This is a genomic window from Williamsia sp. DF01-3 (assembly GCF_023051145.1).
GTDB lineage: Bacteria > Actinomycetota > Actinomycetes > Mycobacteriales > Mycobacteriaceae > Williamsia.
This window is the reverse complement of the sequence record NZ_JALKFS010000005.1, coordinates 2,157,209-2,173,507: the sequence shown is the minus strand read 5'-3', so window position 1 is coordinate 2,173,507 and position 16,299 is coordinate 2,157,209. Positions and strand designations below refer to the sequence as shown.

Below are 16,299 nucleotides of genomic sequence, written 5' to 3'. Positions count from 1 at the left end.
ACGGCCCCTAGCTGCGCAATGCCTGCTTGAGCAGCGCCTCGATCTGTGTGTCGTCGACACGCAATTGTCTCAGGGCGGCAACATGCTCCACGGTCAACTGCGCGGCCCGCTGCACCGAGGAGTCGGCGTGCGCCTTCACGAACGACCCCTGTCGCCCTCTGGTCTCGATGACGTCCTCGGCCTCGAGTTCGCGGTATGACCGGGCGACGGTGTTGGGGGCCAGATCGAGCTCTTCGGCCAATGCACGGACGGTGGGAATCCGGCTGCCGGCGAGCAGCCTGCCCGAATTGACCAGTTCGATGATGCCCCGGCGCACCTGCTCGTACGGTGCGACGTCGGATTCCGGATCGATGGACAGTTCGATCATCCCGGCACCGCGCCCGTGCGTGTCATAGCGGATCCCTCGACACCGGGCACGACATGCACCTCGGACCGCCGCGGCCAGAGCCGAGTTCACTGCCCGCGATGGTGAGTACCTCCACGCCCGAATCCTCGAGTCTGCGATTGGTCTCCACGTTCCGGTCGTACGCCACGACTACACCCGGGGCGAGGGCCAGGGTGTTGTTACCGTCGTCCCACTGCTCACGCTCGGCGGTCACCGCATCCAGACCGGTGTCGATCACCCTCAACTTCTCGATTCCCATGGCGTCGGCCGCCGCCTCGACGAACGGGTCGGGACCCGTCACCGAGACCGAGCCGTCTGTCATCGCGATCGTGAACGCCGACAGGGAGTCCTGGATCACCGGGTACATCACCACCGCGTCGGTGTCGACCATGGTGCAGACCGTGTCCAGATGCATCGACGCGCGGCGCTGCTCGATCGGGACGGCGAGCACCGTGTGCGCCAGACCATCCTCGAACAGGCTGCGCGCCAACGCTTCCGCACCTGCTGGAGTGGTGCGCTCACCGACACCGACGGCGACCACCCCGGGAGCGAGCAGCAGTACGTCACCACCTTCGACCGGCGCGGTGTGCGATTCGTAGGCACGCCGGACGCCGAGGAACCGTGGATGGTGGGCGTAGATCAGGTCGGTCAGCGACGTCTCGCGGACACGGGCCGGCAGAGCGAGGGAGGTGATGGCGAAACGGTCACCGATCCAGAACGAGCTGTCGCGGGTGAACAGCAGATTGGGCAGTGGGTCGATGGCGAACTCGGTCCCGTGGTGCATTCGCCAGACCAGAGATGACCGGGCCGAGGCCGCCGACTCGGGCATCTCGTCGAAGGTCATACCTGCCATCAGGACGCCCGCCAGGTCGGTCGGCGACAGCTGGCGCAACTCGGTGGCGAGGTCATGGGCCAGATGGTGACCGAGGCGGCGGGGGCTGACCGCAGCGGCGATCCCCTGCATCCTGGCGGCACCGCTGTTGGCGATCGTCTCGGTGAGCAGGTCACCGAGCAGCAGTACCTCGACGCCACGCCCACGCAACACCTCGGCGAAGGCGTCGTGCTCTTCCTGCGCGCGGTCCACCCACGGCAAGCCGTCGAACAAGAGTTGGTCACTGTTCCGCGGGGTCAGTCGCCGCAATTCGTCCCCAGGGCGATGCAGCATGACGGCGCGGAGTCGGCCCACCTCGGAATTGGCACCCAATGCTGGTCGTTCACCCGACTCGGGGTGCTCGGGACCGGACTCCTCAGACATGCCGTCAACGTTAGTTCGGTCGCGGCTCTTTCGCCGGTATCTGTATACCGGTGCGCGCTGGCGCGGTCTCCCGTGCAAAGCCCCAGACGATCAACGCGGCGAAGGCGATCGCCCCTGTCATGGCGAACGCCGGCCCGAAACCCCAGGTTTGGGCGATGGCCCCGGCGATGACAGGCCCACTGATGGACCCCAGATCGGTGGTCATCTGGAAGGTCGCCAGCGCAGGCCCGCCCTGACCCCTCCCGGCCAGCACGTCCGCGAGCGCGGCCTGGTGGGTGGGCGCGAAGAGACCGGAGCCGATGCCCGCCACAAAAGTGAGCCCGCCCACGATCCAGATGTTCCCGCTGTAGCCGAGCACCACGGTGGCCCCGCCCATCAGAGCCAGGCCCGGCAACATGATCGGCCGGCGACCCCATGAATCCGACAGCCTCCCGGCCACCATGATCGCGAGTACGTTGCCCGCCGAGTAGATGGCCAGCACCACACCGGACATCGCCGCGGATTCACCCAGCTCGTCGACGATGAGCAGGGGCACCAACGCCACCCGCACGCCCATCGACGCCCACCCCTGCGTGAAACTGGACGCGAGGATCGCCCGGTAGGCCGAGTCGCGCAACGCTTCTCGCAACGGCATCGCCGCCTGGGCCGCCGCACCCGGCTGCGGTCGGCCGCCGACGCCGCGCAACTGGGTGGCCACCACCGCAGAGGCGACGAGCAGCGCGATGGCGTAGACGACAAACGGCATCCGCAGCCCGAAGCCGATCAGCGCGCTCCCCACGAGAGGGCCGGTGATGTTGCCGACGAGGAATCCGGCACTGAAGTAGCCGGACACACGTCCGCGGATGTCGGGTGGCGCCAGCCGGATCATCAGTGCGGTCGCCGACACCGAGAACATGGTCGAGCCGATACCGCCGAGACCACGGAAGACGAGTAGTTGCCAGTAGGTCTGCGCGAATGCACACGCGAGGGTGGACGCTGCGACGATCAGCAGGCCCGCCAGGTAGATCCGTCGCTCCCCCAGCACCCGCACCAACCGGCCGCTCACCGGGGCGAAGGCCAGACGCATGAAGGCGAACGCCGAGATGATGATCGACGCAGCGGTGATGCCCACGTTGAAGCTGCGGGCGAATGTCGGCAGCGCCGGGGCGATGAGTCCGAAACCCAGAGCGATGACGAAGTTCGAGCTGAGCAGTACCCAGATCTCGCGGGGTATCTGCTTCACACCGCCCAAGTTACCGCCGACGCCTGACCGGACCCCAACCGCGCCCCGGTGAGCAAGCCGGGTCGCGTTCTGCGCCGGGAGCCGGCCGGAAGGTCTACGATCTGATCACACGCGTAACCACATGCCACAGCCCTGGAGCCGAACCACGATGCACAAGAACCCAACCCGCACGGCCGATCTCATGACCACACTCGGCTCCACCATGGGTGTGGCGAACGTCATCATGCAGCTGTCGTTGCCAGGCGTGGGCTATGGAGTGCTCGAGAGCCGGGTGGACAGCGGCAGCACCTTCAAGCACCCGTTCAAACGAGCGCGCACGACCGGGCAGTACCTCGCGGTGGCCATTCAGGGCACCGACGACGATGCCGAGTACGTCCGCACGGCGATACAGGCGATCCATTCTCAGGTCACCTCGACACCGCAGAGCCCGGTCAGCTATAGCGCGAACAACCCCAATCTGCAGCTGTGGGTGGCCGCCTGCCTCTTCCGCTACTTCGTCGACCAGTACGAGTTCATGTACGGCAGGCTCAGCGACGCATCCGCCGACGCGATCTACGCCGATGCCGCCCGGCTCGGCACCACGCTCAACGTGCGTCCCGACATGTGGCCCGCCGACCGAGGTGCGTTCGAGGCCTACTGGGCCGAGCAGATGCAGAAGATCTCGATCGACCCGCCGGTGCGGGACATGCTTGCATCGCTGGCCGACCTCAGCTTTCTGCCGGAGCCCCTCGGACGGGCCGGAGTGGTGATGCAGCGGGCCCTCGGTCCACGCACCTTGTTCATGACCAAAGGCGCCCTGCCGCCCGAGTTCCGCGATGCCATGGGCTTCACCTGGACAGCGGACGACGACCGCCGCTACCGCAAGGCCATCGCCATCCACCGCCGCTTCGACCGGGTCAATCCCGGCATGCTCAAGGGCTACAACCATTTGATGCTGGCGGGCCTGCGCGTGCGCCGGAAACTGGGTATCCGTGTCTTCTGACCGGTTGTCCCGAACGGAGCCGCGAGTCGGTGGTCGGGGGCTAACCTCGGCACACATGTTGCCCCTCACCACGCACGGCGTGTGCAATCTCTGCGAAGCCATCTGTGGACTGCAGGTCACCGTGGAAGACAACCGCGTCACCGACATCCGCGGCGACCGCGACGATCCACTGTCGCGCGGGCACATCTGCCCCAAGGCGACAGCGCTGGCCGATCTGCACGCCGATCCCGACAGGCTCCGCACCCCGGTTCGCAAGACCGCCGACGGCGGGTGGGAGCCGATCAGCTGGAAAGACGCGACAACGCTGGTGGCCGAACGCATCTCGGCAACACAACGTGACCACGGCCGCGACGCGGTCGGCCTCTATCTCGGCAATCCGAGTGTGCACAGCCTCGGATTCGCAACCCACGGCCTGTCGTTCCTCGGCGCCTTGGGTTCGAAGAACATGTTCTCCGCGACATCGGCCGACCAGCTTCCCATCCAGCTGGTGGCGCACCTGATGTACGGGCATCAGCTCCAGATCCCGATTCCCGACCTCGACAACACCGATCATTTCTTGGTCTTCGGCGCAAACCCGGTGGTGTCCAACGGCTCGATGATGACCGCACCCGACTTCCGGAACCGTATGCGCGACCTACGCCGTCGCGGCGGCCGACTGGTGGTGATCGACCCTCGCCGCACCGAGACCGCCGCCATCGCCGACGAGCACCACTTCGTCCGGCCCGGCACCGATGCGGCGCTGCTGCTGGCGATCCTGCATGTGCTGGTGCATGAGCGGGGCGTGGACAACGCACGCATCGAGCATCTCCCGTTGTCGGGCATGGACGGCGTGCGCGATGCGTGCGCCACCACCACACCGGAGTGGGCCGGACCGATCACCGGGATCGATCCTGGCGAGATCCGTCGCATCGCCGGTGATTTTGCCGAGGCAGATCGCGCCGTGGCGTACGGCCGGATGGGTGTGTCAACCCAGCAGTTCGGCACCGTGTGCCAGTGGGCGATCCAGGTGATCAACGCTGTCACCGGCAACCTCGACCGCGTGGGCGGGTCTCTCCTGACCGATCCCGAGATCGACCTCGTGGCCCGGAAGCTGAGCGGTCGTGGGCATTTCGACAAGTGGCGCAGCCGCGTCCGAGACCTGCCCGAGTTCGGCGGCGAACTGCCGGTGGCCACCCTCGCCGACGAGATACTCACCCCTGGCGCCGGGCAGATCAAGACGCTCATCACCCTCGCCGGCAATCCGGTGTCGTCCACCCCCGGCGGAAGCCGCCTCGACCACGCCCTCGAGAACCTCGACTTCATGGTTTCGCTGGACTTCTACATCAACGAGACCACGCGCCATGCCGACATCATCCTGCCGCCGACGATGATCCTCGAACGAGACCATTACGACCTGGTGTTCCATCAGCTCGCGGTCCGCAACACCGCCCGATTCTCGCCTGCGGTGGTCAGGAAAAGCGCTGGCGCCAAGCATGATTGGGAGATCTTCCGTGACCTGACCCTGGCGCTCGGGCGGGCACGCACCACCAAGCGAAGCCTGCGTGAGCGGCTTCGTGCCGTCCCCACCTCGGCCGCATCGTCGGCTCGCATCCATGCGACCCCGAAGATGCTGATCGCGTTGCTGCTGCGAACCGGGCCCGGCGATCTCACGATGCGCGACCTCCTGAAGTCGCCGTCGGGTCGTGACCTCGGACCGTTGCGTCCCGGCCTCCGACGCAAACTGGTGGCGAAGTCCAAAACGGTGAACGTCGCTCCTTCGCTGATCGTGGACGATCTCGAGCGGGTCCACAGCGACCTCGTGGGAACACACGACGGCGAGCTGCTGCTGATCGGACGGCGACATCTCCGATCGAACAACTCCTGGATGCACAATTCCGAGAGACTGTCCAAAGGCCAAGAGCGTCATCATCTTCTGATGCACCCCAAAGACCTGGCGCACAGCGGACTGTGTGCCGGCGACAAGGCTGTGCTGCGCTCACGCGCCGGCAGCACCACGGTCACGGTCGCCGAGACCGAGGACATCATGCCGGGTGTGGTCAGCCTGCCCCACGGCTTCGGTCAGAACCGCAGCGGCGTCCAACTGGCGGTGGCCGGTCTCATCGACGCACCGAGCGCCAACGACGTGACCGACCCGCAGTTGCTGGATGCGGTCTCGGGCAACGCCGTACTCAATGGCGTGCCCGTGACCGTCTCCGCCGTCTGAGGAGGCCCGGGCGTCAGCCCATGTGGACCGCGCCCTGGGCAGGCAGGTCGTGCTTCTTGACCCGGGCCAGGATCAGCACCACCGGTGTCACCAGGACCAGCAGACCCGCTGCCCACGCGAACGCGGACGTGTAACCCGACACCTCGGCGGCGAGGAACGCTGTCGCATCGGATGTGGCCGGGTTCGACGGCAATGCATCTGTTTTGGCCGAGGTGTACACCGTGGTCAGAAGGGCGGTACCCAGTGCCGCGCCGACCTGCAGGCCCGCGCTCGAGAGTGCACTGGCGGCGCCGGCGTCGTGATCACGTACACCGATCAGGGCCACGTTCTGCACCGGCACCATCAGCAGTCCCATACCGAATCCGAAGACGGCCAGGGCCGGGAAGACACCGGTCCAGTACGAACTGTCCACGTCCACCTGGGCGAGCAACAGCAGACCCGCGGCGGCGACCACCGGGCCGATGGCCATCGGGACCTTGGGGCCCACCGCCACAGCCAGTTTCGCGGCAATGCCCGACGCGAGCACGATGAACGCCGTGATCGGCAGACATGCGACACCGGCGATCATCGGACTGAAACCCAGAACCGCTTGCAGGTAGATGGCCAGATACAGCGTGCTCCCGACCAGCGCGACGCCGGCGAGTGCGATACCGATGAGTGCCGAACCACGGTTGCGGTGCCACGGAACCGACAAGGGCAGCAGCGGATTGGCCGACCGGTGTTCCACCACCGCGAACAACGCGAGCACAACGAGTCCGCCGACGATGAACCCGATGGCGTCGGGTTCCAGCCAACCGTGCTCGGCGCGGGTGAAACCGTAGACGAGGGAACCCAGTCCCACGGCGACCAGGACCGCCCCGGGCAGGTCATAACTGGTGTCGCCGTGCGCCTTGGTCTCCTTGACCACCGGAACGGCCGCGGCAATGGCGACCACCGCGATCGGGATGTTCACCAGCAGGCACCAGCGCCAGTCGACATACTGGGTCAGAGCGCCACCCAGGAGCAGTCCGATGGCCGCGCCACCTCCGGAGATCGCACCGTAGACAGCAAATGCCTTGGCGCGCTCTTCATCTCGGGTGAACGTGGTGGTGAGGATCGCAAGCGCGGCGGGTGCGACCAGCGCCGCGAACACACCTTGACCGGCGCGGGCGATGAACAGTTCGATGCCGTTCTGTGCGATGCCACCGACGCCGGACATCACCGCGAAACCGACCATGCCCACGACAAACGAGCGCTTGCGCCCCCAGTAGTCGGCGATACGACCACCGAGTAGGAGCAACGCTCCGAAGGCCAGCGCATACGAGGTGACCACCCACGCGCGGTCGCCGTCGGTGATGCCCAGATCGGCCTGGGCGTCCGGCAATGCGATCGAGACGATCGTGCTGTCGAGGACCACCATGAGCTGGGCCAGGGCCACGATCGCCAGCACCGGCCAGCGGCGTGCGTGGTTGGGATTGGCGGATCCGGGGTCGATCGCGGCGGAGCCGGTTTCGGGCACGTCTGTACCCACAGGGGATGTGGTCATGAGAAGCGACGGTAATCGTGTTTCTCCCCAAAATCAAACGAACTAGTTCGACTGACTATGCTTGATCGATGGCCCCCACCGATGTGACGGCGACAAAGCAGCGAATTCTCGACGCAGCGCGAGACGAGTTCGCGGTCCACGGACTGGCCGGCGCCAGAATCGATCGCATCGCCTCGAATGCCAGCGCCAGCAAGGAGCGTCTCTACGCGTACTTCGGCGACAAGGTGGCCTTGTTCCACGCGATCCTCGACGCCGATTTTGATCGCTTCCTCGAAGCGGTCCCGTTCGACGCCGAGGATGTACCCGCCTATGTGGTGGCCCTTTTCGACGACCTCGTCGCCAGACCCCAGACCCAGCGATTGCTGTTGTGGGGCCAACTCGAGGGCCGCGCTCCGCGACTGCGTGAGCTCGCGACATCCGATCCGCGATGGCGCATCCGCATCGACGCCATCCGTGCCGCGCAGCAAGCGGGGCAGATCGAGCCGCACTGGGATCCGGAAGAGGTGCTGACGATCATCTATGGGCTGGTGTCGAGCTGGGTCACCACCCCGGGGTCAGACGGCCACGCCGATGTCTCCCCCACTGTCGTCGATCACCGCAGATCGATCGTTCGCGAGTCCGCGCGCCGGATCTTCGGTCCGGCGCCGCACTGATCAGCAACCCTCGATCTCGATGATCGGCGATCCCTCACGCCGGGCGAAGCGAGATGTCGCCAGGTTGCACAGCCCCTGAGTCCTGCACAGCCATCGATCACCGCCGTCCCACTGTGCGGTGAATGCGCTGCGGCCGTGGATTGCTCGACTGTTGTCGAGGATGAAGAGTTCACCCGGATGCAGCACCACCTCACTGCGGTGAGCCATCCACACGTCCCGGACGGCCGCAAGCGCACTCCGATGTTCCGTACTGGACGTCGACATCAGGTCCTCGTCGTACGTGAGCACCGGGTCGTCCCAGGAACCACTCAGTACCGGGATGGGACCACGCAGCTCGTCAGGGACGCCGCCATCGATGAACGAACTGTCGACGCGCGTGAAATAGACCGGATCGCGCAGTAGTCGCGAGGTCTCCGCGGGCAGTCTGCGCTGCAACTCTCGCGCGGAGAGCAAATACGTCGAGGCGTTGGGGTCGCCGCGCAGGCAGCCCAACGCGATGAAGTCCGGGCGGGTGCGCAGGTTGTGACACTGCTCGGTGTGGCTCTCGAGGTCGACGGCACTTCCGGTGGACGTCTGCCGACGCAGGTGGCGACGCACCGGGACAAGCGTCTGGACCAGTTCTCCACGGCATTCCGGCCGGTAACCCACGAGATGCACGATGCTCGACAGCAGCAGGGCCGATTGCCTGGCCATCAGCGTGTGGCGTGTGTTCGCACCCACCGCATTGTCGGGAGTCGGCGGAATCGGGCCGACCTCGAGCCCGCTGAGCAACAGCCCCCCGTCGCCGTCGACGAGGAAGTCGAACAGCAACTCCCTCAGTTCGGCCGGTAGCAGAGCCGCCGCGAGACGGCTCTGGCGTGCGAACGCGTGGGGGTCGTCCAGGGAGTCCGCGGTGATGTTCTGGGCAATCAACTCGACGACCTCGCGACTGCCGGCGACCGACGTGCGCCGGACGGTCGGCCACGGGGCTCGAGGTGTCCAATCGGCGTGCGTTTGTGCACTCATCATGAGTCCGCCCTCCGGTCCATGCTCGTTGCGATAACCACAGCGTAGTGCGCAACACAGCTGCGCACTACGCAACAAGTGACCGTCCGGATTCCGGGGCCGCAGGCGCCCGCCGACGCCGTGGGCGGCAGGCGCTACTCGGTCGCCTCGAGTTTGCGTTCGCAGGCGTCGGTGATCAGCCGGTTGTTGCCCAACCCCTGTTGCGCATAGGCGTCTCCAGGATTGAGCAGCAGGCACGCCTTCATCGACAAGCAGCCGCACCCCACGCACGAGTCCATCAGGTCTCTCATACGTTGCAGCAGAGCAATTCGCTCGTCGAGGTCGTCGACCCATCGTTGTGACGCGCGGTGCCACATCGACTTGGTCGGCGACTCGTGCTCCCCGAGAGCTTCGAGTACCGAGCCGATGGTGGCGAGCGGAATGCCCGCCGCCTGCGATGCGCGGATGAACGCAACCCTGCGCAACATCGCCCGGTGATAGCGGCGCTGATTACCTGCCGTGCGCCTGCTGAAGATCAATCCGCGATCCTCGTAGTATCGAACCGCCGATGGCGCGACCCCTGCTCGGATGGCCAGCTCCCCGACCGTCATCTCCAATTTCTTCGGTGGCATGACCACATCGTAGCTTGACTTCAAGTTAACTTGAACTTGAATACTCGTTTTCCATGACGCACACACAGCCAAAGTTCGTTCTCATCATCGGTTCGGTACGCGAGGGCCGGATCGGCCCCAAGGTCGCGGAGTGGTTCCTGCAGCACATGCGTTCTCGTGACGCCGATTTCGAGGTGGTCGACCTCGCCCACCCCAGCGACACCCGGACGAGCGCCGTCTTGGCATCCGCCGACGGCTTCGTCGTGGTCACCCCCGAGTACAACCACTCCTACCCCGGCGAGCTCAAGATTCTCATCGATGCCCATCGTGAGGAGTGGAAGAAGAAGCCCGTCACTTTTGTGTCCTACGGCGGGATGTCGGGCGGTCTTCGTGCCGTGGAACATCTGCGCGCCGTGTTCGCCGAACTCTATTCGGTCGGCACCCGCAATGGCGTGGTGATCCATGCGCCGTGGGACCACCTCGTCGACGGAACGCTCGAACTCGACGATGCCACCGTCACCTCCGCCCGGGCGGCGATGGACGAATTGACCTGGTGGGCCGAGTTGTTGAAACCCGCACGCGTGGCGGATCAAGGGGCGGCGTGATCATGGATGCTCGGGCAAAGAAGGTGGCGGCGATTCTCGCGCTGGGCACCCTGATGGTGATGCTGGACGTCACGGTGACCGTTGTCGCGATCCCCGGGCTCGCCGAATCGTTCGACACAAATCTCGCGACCGTGCAATGGGTCACCACCGCATACGCTCTCGCACTCGTGGCCGTGATGCCGACAGCGGCATGGATGATAGGACGATTCGGTGCCGCACGCGTGTACATCTGCGCACTGACCATCTTCGTGGCAGGATCGGCCCTCGCAGGTCTGGCCTGGAATGTGGAGAGCCTCATCGCCTTTCGGGCGGTTCAGGGATTCGGCGGCGGTTTTCTGCAACCGGTCGGCATGACGATAGCCCTTCAGCTCGTCGATGAACGGCACCGAGGGAAGATGATGGGCTGGCTCGGCCTCCCGTTGCTCATCGGGCCGGTCCTCGGCCCCACAGCGGGTGGCTTCCTCGTCGACAGCGTGGGCTGGCGATCGCTTTTCCTGATCAACGTTCCGATCGGGATCGCGGCAATCATCCTGGCCATCAGGGTGTTCCCGCGAACGAAGGGAACAGAGAAACGCCCCCTCGACTGGGCGGGCCTGCTGATGCTGGCACCCGGTGGCGCACTGCTCGTGTTCGGCCTGGCCAAGGCCGGCGACCACGGGGACCCTCTCACGCTCGCTGTCGTCGCCCCTGCCGGGGCCGGGGCACTGCTGTTGGCGCTATTCGCGCGGCGGGCACTGAACACCGAACGACCCTTGCTCGACCTCCGCTTGCTTCGCGAGCGGTCGTTGTCGACGGGCGCGCTGACCATGCTGCTGGTGGCCGGGGCGTATTTCGGTTCGATGATGATTCTGCCCATCTACGTCCAGGCCGTTCGGGGAGACACCGCGACCACTGCCGGCCTACTGATGATCGGCCAGGCACTCACCACCGGGGTGGTGGTGCAGATCGCCACCCGTCTGGTCGATCGTGTGGACCCGCGAATTGTGGTGTGGTTCGGCATTTCGGCCACGGTGGTCGCAATGTCGTTGATGACGACGATCCTCGACGACAACACCTCGTACGTTGTGGTCGCCGGGATCGGCGTGGTGATGGGTATCGGCATCGGCTCCACATTGATGCCCGTGATGACCGCCGCCCTTCGTGGCGTCTCGGCCGAGCACATGCCCTCGGGTACAACGATATTGACGACCGGCAACCAGTTCGCTGCCGCGATCGGTGCGGCGGCGGCCGCGACTGTGCTCACGACTCACCTCAACAATCGGGTGCCCCTGCTCGGCGACGGCGGTATGGCCGCGGCCCTCGGACTCTTGACAGCCGAACGATCGGACGCAGGGCCGGCACTCGCCGACGCCGTAGCCGACACCTACCTGTTGACACTGGGCCTACTCGTCGCGGCGCTTGTGACGTCGTTCCTTCTCCCGCGGACAGCAGTCCCGCTCAGCACGGCCGAGCCCGCTGAACGAACCGAACTCGCCGCATAGGCGGTCTGAACACCTCTAGGCGACGGCGCGCCTCACCCGACCGCGCTCGGGCCACGGCCAATCGAACTGCAGTTCGCCGCCGACGCCGAGCTGCCGCCAGCGGCGGGCCAGGCCGTCGGCTTCGGTGAGGCAGTCGTCGATCTGGCGCGCGGTGGCGCCGGCGATCTCGATCCGATCATCCAGCCGCGGTGGCACCAGATGTCCGTCATGACGCTGGTGCCACCGCACATGGATGACAAAAGCCAGCGACTCCGAGCGCTGAACACCGTGTCCGGCGGCCGCGTTCCGTTTCGCACTTCGCTTCGCCCATCGTTTGTCACGCTGGGCATCGAGGGGCACGAAGGTGTGCGCGTCACCGCCGGCTGCCAATTGCCCGAAGATGCCGTCCTGTATCCGCCAATGACGTTCCACCAGAAGGTGGATGAGGTCATGGGGCAGATGGTCGTCGTACCCGGGGGCGGGCTTCATCACCACATCGTCGGCGTACTGACGACGCACTTCGACGGCATATTGCCGCTGACCTGTTCTACGGAAGATGACCTGCACAGCTGCACACGTTAGGCCCAGATCACCACATCTGCCACGGGTTTTCGCCACCGCGCGGCAAAGAGACGATGAACCTCGGAGTCCGACCGCCGGGGTGAGAGGACTACTTCGAACGCGCCGGCTTGACCACCAGCACCGGACACGTTGCCTTGTGCAGTACGGCCTGACTGGTCGAACCGAGCAGCAGCCCGCGGAACCCGCCTCGGCCGCGACTACCCACCACGAGCAACTGAGCGTCGGTGGCATGTTCGATCAGTTGGTTGGCAGGGCCGTCCGGCACCACGACGCGTTCGATCTCGACGTCCGGGTAATCGCTGCCGAATCCGGCAATGCGCTCGGCGACGACTTCGTGGGCTTCGTCGGCGAGCCGCTGCAACTGGTCCGCATCGAGTCCGTACCCGTTCAGTGCGTCCGATGCGAGGTCTGTCCAGGTGTGCACCACCTTGAGCTTTGTCCCGAGCTGGGATGCCTGCTCGAAGGCGGCAGACAGTGCGGCCTCGCTCAACTCCGACCCGTCGATTCCGACCACCACCGGGCCGGGGCCACCCGGGCCCGCGTATACGACAACCGGGCTCGTCGCGTGAGCCGCGACATCCACACCGACCGACCCGAGGAACAGTCCACGAACTCCCCCGAGGCCACGGCTGCCCACGACCACCAGCGCCGCATCGTGCGAGGCGTCGATCAACACGGGGCTGGGTCGGCCCTCGACGACCTTTCCGGTCACGTCGACGGACGGAGCCACCTCACGCGCCTTCGCTGCTGCCTTGTGTACGTTCTCTTCCGCTTCCTTGCGGATGATGTCGATGACGTCCTGCGGGATCACCAATGCCGGCGCGTACGCCGCGGCCTGCGTCTCATAGGCGGCCAGGATCGTCAACGACTTTCCCTGTCGCCCGGCGGCTTTTGCCGCCCACACGGCTGCCTCGAGGGCAGACTCCGATCCATCGATTCCGACAACAATTGTCGAGCTCACCATTGAACCTCCTTTTTCGCGTCCCCCGACCATCTTTCTCCCCTTTTGTTCATCGTCAACGCGCGGCGCGCGTCTACTGCGACACATGCAGGTGAACTGCTCGGGCCGACAGGCGAGCCCCACAACCGCGTTTGTGGCCGGGGTACCCGTACACTAGAGACGTCGGACACATTACGAACGCTGTTCGTGCTCGAACATCCACCGGCCGCCGTCTCTCCACCTGGCCTGAGAAGGCGTCGGAATGGGCCATCAGCCCAGGTGAGCGGCATGAAATGGCTAGCGGCTACGAAAGGCCGATCCATACCGCTGCGGTGTCGGGTAGCAGACCTGGAACCGATACACCGCTCGTTCACTCCCTAGATCGCAGCCGGATGCCCGGCTCGTCTCGCAGATCGTGTTCAATGCTTCACCGCCGACGGCGACCGATGGATTCATTCCCCTCGCCGCGGCCCACACACTCGAGCGCCACACAATCGGCACTCACACCAGAAAGAAGACAAACATGCAGGATCGAGACCTTTTCTCGCACCGCGAATTGAGCCATTCTGATGACTCGCACAAGGCAGCCCCGTCGGGCGACATCCCTCAACCGGTGTTCTCCGACCTCGTGATCGACCCGAAGGCAAAACGCCAAGAAGCGCAATCCACATTCGTATCGGACCGTGGCTGACCATGACTAAACCGATGTCGGCGCCGATCCGCTTCACGCTCGCCCGCGAGCGCGGCGCCAACATCGACGGAGCATGGTGGCCCGAGACCGCCCGCGTCGGCAACGAACTGCCGTTGTTGGTCAGTGCCCTCAATCCGCTGCTGGGAGTGGTTCGGGATGTGTCGGTGAACTGGTCGCGTTCGGACTCGTTCCCGGATCTCGATGCCGTCGACTACGACGGCATCAGGAACTCGCTGATCCCGGTAGCCCAACGGATCATCTGCCTGACCGGCCTCAAACGCACCGCGACGTTGTTGGTCATTCCTTACCGGACGTCGTCCGCATTGGCCGTGGCGATTCTCGGTGAGTCCGCAGGCATCGCATCGGCGGGCAACGGATCGGCCAAGGCGCGGGTCTCGGCCAGACGGATCGTCCGCGAGGCGACCAAACAGATCCACGGCGCCCTGCCGATCGCCAAGCCACCATCTGCCAAGCCGCTCGGTGGAGCGCGCTCAGGGGCCTGATCGGCTCCGACCGTCTCTCACCGCTGCCGGAGCACGAATCGCTGGACCTTCCCGCTCGGAGTCTTGGGCAGAGCATCGATGAAGTGAACCTTGCGCGGATAGGCGTGGGCCGCGAACTTCCTCTTCACGAGCTGCTGCAGCTCTGCCTCGAGCTCCGGCGAGGGCTCGGCCGAATCATGCAGCACCACATACGCTTCGAGTACCTCGCCGCGCAGCTCGTCGGACTTGCCGACCACTGCCGCCTCCATGACCGCGTCATGCATGACCAGCACACTCTCCACATCGAACGGCCCGATCCGGTAGCCGGCCATGATGATCACGTCGTCGTCGCGCGAGGAGAAGAAGTAGAAGCCGTCACCGTCCACCGCCCCCGAGTCCCCGGTCAGGTACCACCGGCCGTCGCCGGTGTAGCGGCTCGCCGTCTTCTCCGGCGCGTTCACATAGCCGTTGAACCAGAGCAATTGACTGGATGAAGTGTCGATCGACACCCGCCCGAGCGTTCCGGCGGGGACCACATCATCCGAATCCTCGTGCAGCACGGCACATGACCAGCCCGGCAGTGCCCGTCCCATCGAGCCGGCCGGTACATCGGTGCGCAGCGAATCGTGCCAGGCGTTGACGATGAACATGCCATGCTCGGTCTGCCCGTAGTGATCTCGCACCGCGACTCCCAGGGCATCGGTGGACCAACCGACGACGTCCGGGGTCAACGGCTCACCGGCCGACGACGCCCGGCGCAGAGTGATCTTCTCCGGCGGCGCATCCCCCGCTCGTAGTGCGCGGTAGACGGTCGGCGCCGCAGCGAAGTTGGTCACCTCGAACTCTCGGAGCACCTGCCATGTCAGGGCAGGAGAGAATCCCGCGTGCAGCAGCAGGCTTCGGGTGCCGGATGCCATCGGCCCGAGAAGTGCGTAGTAGAGCCCGTAGGCCCAGCCCGGGTCGGCAGCGTTCCAGAACACGTCCTCCGGCCGCACGTCCAGTCCGAACTCCTGGTAGGCGTGGAACGACGCGAGTGCACGGACCGGGACCGGGACACCTTTCGGTGTGCCGGTGGTGCCGCTGGTGAAGAGTTCGACCAGCAGGCCGTCACCGCCGACCGTCACCGCGGACGCACCCGGTTCGTCAGACGTGTGCGCTTCGATCAGCGCAGACAGTTGGAGTCGGTCGTCGGAAGTGTTGCCGGCCGCGATCACCTGCCACGGCGCGTCGGCCGGCATGTCCTCGCCGGGCGCCAGCTTGGTCAGCTGGTCGAGGTCGGAGATGACGATCTTGGCACCACTGGACTGCAGTCGGTACGCGATGGCGGGGGAGCAAATGCCGTGAACAGCGGGACATACACCGCTCCGCGACGCCAGATGCCCAGTGCCGCAACGATGAGATCGGCGGACTTACCCATCAGCGTCGCGACCCGGTCCCCCGGCTCCACCCCGCGGTCGGCAAGGGCCGCCGCGAATCTCGAGGACTGTTCCCGGAGGTGGCCATAGGTGAGGTCCACCGACGTCACATTTCCGGCGCCTGCGGAGTCGATGACGGTGAACGCGATCGCATCACCCGGGTGCCGATCACACAGCAGGTCGGCAGCACACGCCTCCGGATTGTCGTACTGGGCCAGCAACTCGGCCACTCGGTCATCGATGGCATTCATCTGCGGAGTCCTCTTCTCGCTTGCTCGTTCCACACACGAGTAGGATCCAGGTC

15 protein-coding genes and 1 pseudogene are annotated in these 16,299 nt (G+C 65.7%); 7 read left to right on the top strand and 9 right to left on the bottom strand.

The features are described from left to right. Window positions 1–7 precede the first annotated feature (7 nt). Genes MVA47_RS12460 through MVA47_RS12450 form a run of 3 tightly spaced genes read right to left on the bottom strand, consistent with a single transcriptional unit; the run spans window position 8 to window position 2,862 of the window. Window positions 8–367 carry a GntR family transcriptional regulator gene (locus MVA47_RS12460; RefSeq protein WP_030170681.1) on the bottom strand — a complete coding sequence of 120 codons (360 nt, stop codon included), beginning with the start codon at window positions 365–367 and terminating at the stop codon, window positions 8–10. A gap of 22 nt (window positions 368–389) precedes the next feature. Then, window positions 390–1,640 carry an arginine deiminase gene (gene arcA, locus MVA47_RS12455; RefSeq protein ID WP_247208182.1) on the bottom strand — a complete coding sequence of 417 codons (1,251 nt, stop codon included), beginning with the start codon at window positions 1,638–1,640 and terminating at the stop codon, window positions 390–392. 10 nt (window positions 1,641–1,650) lie between these two features. Further along, window positions 1,651–2,862 (bottom strand): MFS transporter, encoded by a 1,212-nt coding sequence (locus tag MVA47_RS12450; RefSeq protein WP_247208181.1) that lies wholly within the window; start codon window positions 2,860–2,862, stop codon window positions 1,651–1,653. Window positions 2,863–3,010: 148 nt separating this feature from the next. Between MVA47_RS12450 and MVA47_RS12445 the strand changes: the two genes are divergently transcribed. Both MVA47_RS12445 and MVA47_RS12440 read left to right on the top strand, forming a co-directional pair. Then, window positions 3,011–3,844, top strand: a complete 834-nt coding sequence (locus MVA47_RS12445; protein ID WP_247208180.1) for an oxygenase MpaB family protein — start codon at window positions 3,011–3,013, stop codon at window positions 3,842–3,844. 55 nt (window positions 3,845–3,899) lie between these two features. After that, a complete protein-coding gene (locus MVA47_RS12440; RefSeq protein ID WP_247208179.1) occupies window positions 3,900–6,047 on the top strand; it encodes a molybdopterin-dependent oxidoreductase in 2,148 nt (715 codons plus the stop codon). Between the two features lie 13 nt (window positions 6,048–6,060). On the opposite strand, the gene MVA47_RS12435 is transcribed toward MVA47_RS12440, so the two are convergent. Beyond that, window positions 6,061–7,572 (bottom strand): MFS transporter, encoded by a 1,512-nt coding sequence (locus MVA47_RS12435; RefSeq protein ID WP_247208178.1) that lies wholly within the window; start codon window positions 7,570–7,572, stop codon window positions 6,061–6,063. Between the two features lie 68 nt (window positions 7,573–7,640). Between MVA47_RS12435 and MVA47_RS12430 the strand changes: the two genes are divergently transcribed. After that, window positions 7,641–8,225, top strand: coding sequence for a TetR family transcriptional regulator (locus MVA47_RS12430; protein ID WP_247208177.1), 585 nt, complete (start codon window positions 7,641–7,643; stop codon window positions 8,223–8,225). Here MVA47_RS12430 and MVA47_RS12425 read toward each other — a convergent pair whose 3' ends face one another. After that, window positions 8,226–9,230 (bottom strand): TauD/TfdA family dioxygenase, encoded by a 1,005-nt coding sequence (locus MVA47_RS12425; RefSeq protein WP_247208176.1) that lies wholly within the window; start codon window positions 9,228–9,230, stop codon window positions 8,226–8,228. A 134-nt stretch (window positions 9,231–9,364) separates the two neighbouring features. Continuing rightward, complete coding sequence (gene soxR, locus MVA47_RS12420; RefSeq protein ID WP_247208175.1) at window positions 9,365–9,841, bottom strand: redox-sensitive transcriptional activator SoxR; 477 nt, start codon at window positions 9,839–9,841, stop codon at window positions 9,365–9,367. 53 nt (window positions 9,842–9,894) lie between these two features. On the opposite strand from soxR, the gene MVA47_RS12415 reads away from it, so the two are divergent. Next, on the top strand, window positions 9,895–10,425 hold the full coding sequence (locus MVA47_RS12415) for an NADPH-dependent FMN reductase (RefSeq protein WP_247208174.1): 531 nt from the start codon (window positions 9,895–9,897) through the stop codon (window positions 10,423–10,425). 2 nt (window positions 10,426–10,427) lie between these two features. Then, entirely contained in the window at window positions 10,428–11,906 is a 1,479-nt protein-coding gene (locus tag MVA47_RS12410; RefSeq protein ID WP_247208173.1) for a DHA2 family efflux MFS transporter permease subunit, read from the top strand. Window positions 11,907–11,921: 15 nt separating this feature from the next. Here the strand turns inward: MVA47_RS12410 and MVA47_RS12405 are convergent, their stop codons facing one another. Both MVA47_RS12405 and MVA47_RS12400 read right to left on the bottom strand, forming a co-directional pair. Further along, a complete protein-coding gene (locus MVA47_RS12405) occupies window positions 11,922–12,452 on the bottom strand; it encodes a hypothetical protein (protein WP_247208172.1) in 531 nt (176 codons plus the stop codon). Between the two features lie 103 nt (window positions 12,453–12,555). Beyond that, window positions 12,556–13,431, bottom strand: a complete 876-nt coding sequence (locus MVA47_RS12400) for a universal stress protein (protein WP_247208171.1) — start codon at window positions 13,429–13,431, stop codon at window positions 12,556–12,558. A gap of 499 nt (window positions 13,432–13,930) precedes the next feature. Between MVA47_RS12400 and MVA47_RS12395 the strand changes: the two genes are divergently transcribed. Both MVA47_RS12395 and MVA47_RS12390 read left to right on the top strand, forming a co-directional pair. After that, on the top strand, window positions 13,931–14,098 hold the full coding sequence (locus MVA47_RS12395) for a hypothetical protein (protein WP_207779615.1): 168 nt from the start codon (window positions 13,931–13,933) through the stop codon (window positions 14,096–14,098). 2 nt (window positions 14,099–14,100) lie between these two features. Next, window positions 14,101–14,601, top strand: a complete 501-nt coding sequence (locus MVA47_RS12390; RefSeq protein WP_247208170.1) for a DUF5994 family protein — start codon at window positions 14,101–14,103, stop codon at window positions 14,599–14,601. 17 nt (window positions 14,602–14,618) lie between these two features. On the opposite strand, the pseudogene MVA47_RS12385 reads toward MVA47_RS12390, so the two are convergent. Continuing rightward, window positions 14,619–16,246 (bottom strand): annotated as a pseudogene (locus tag MVA47_RS12385) (AMP-binding protein). Between the last annotated feature and the right edge of the window lie 53 nt (window positions 16,247–16,299).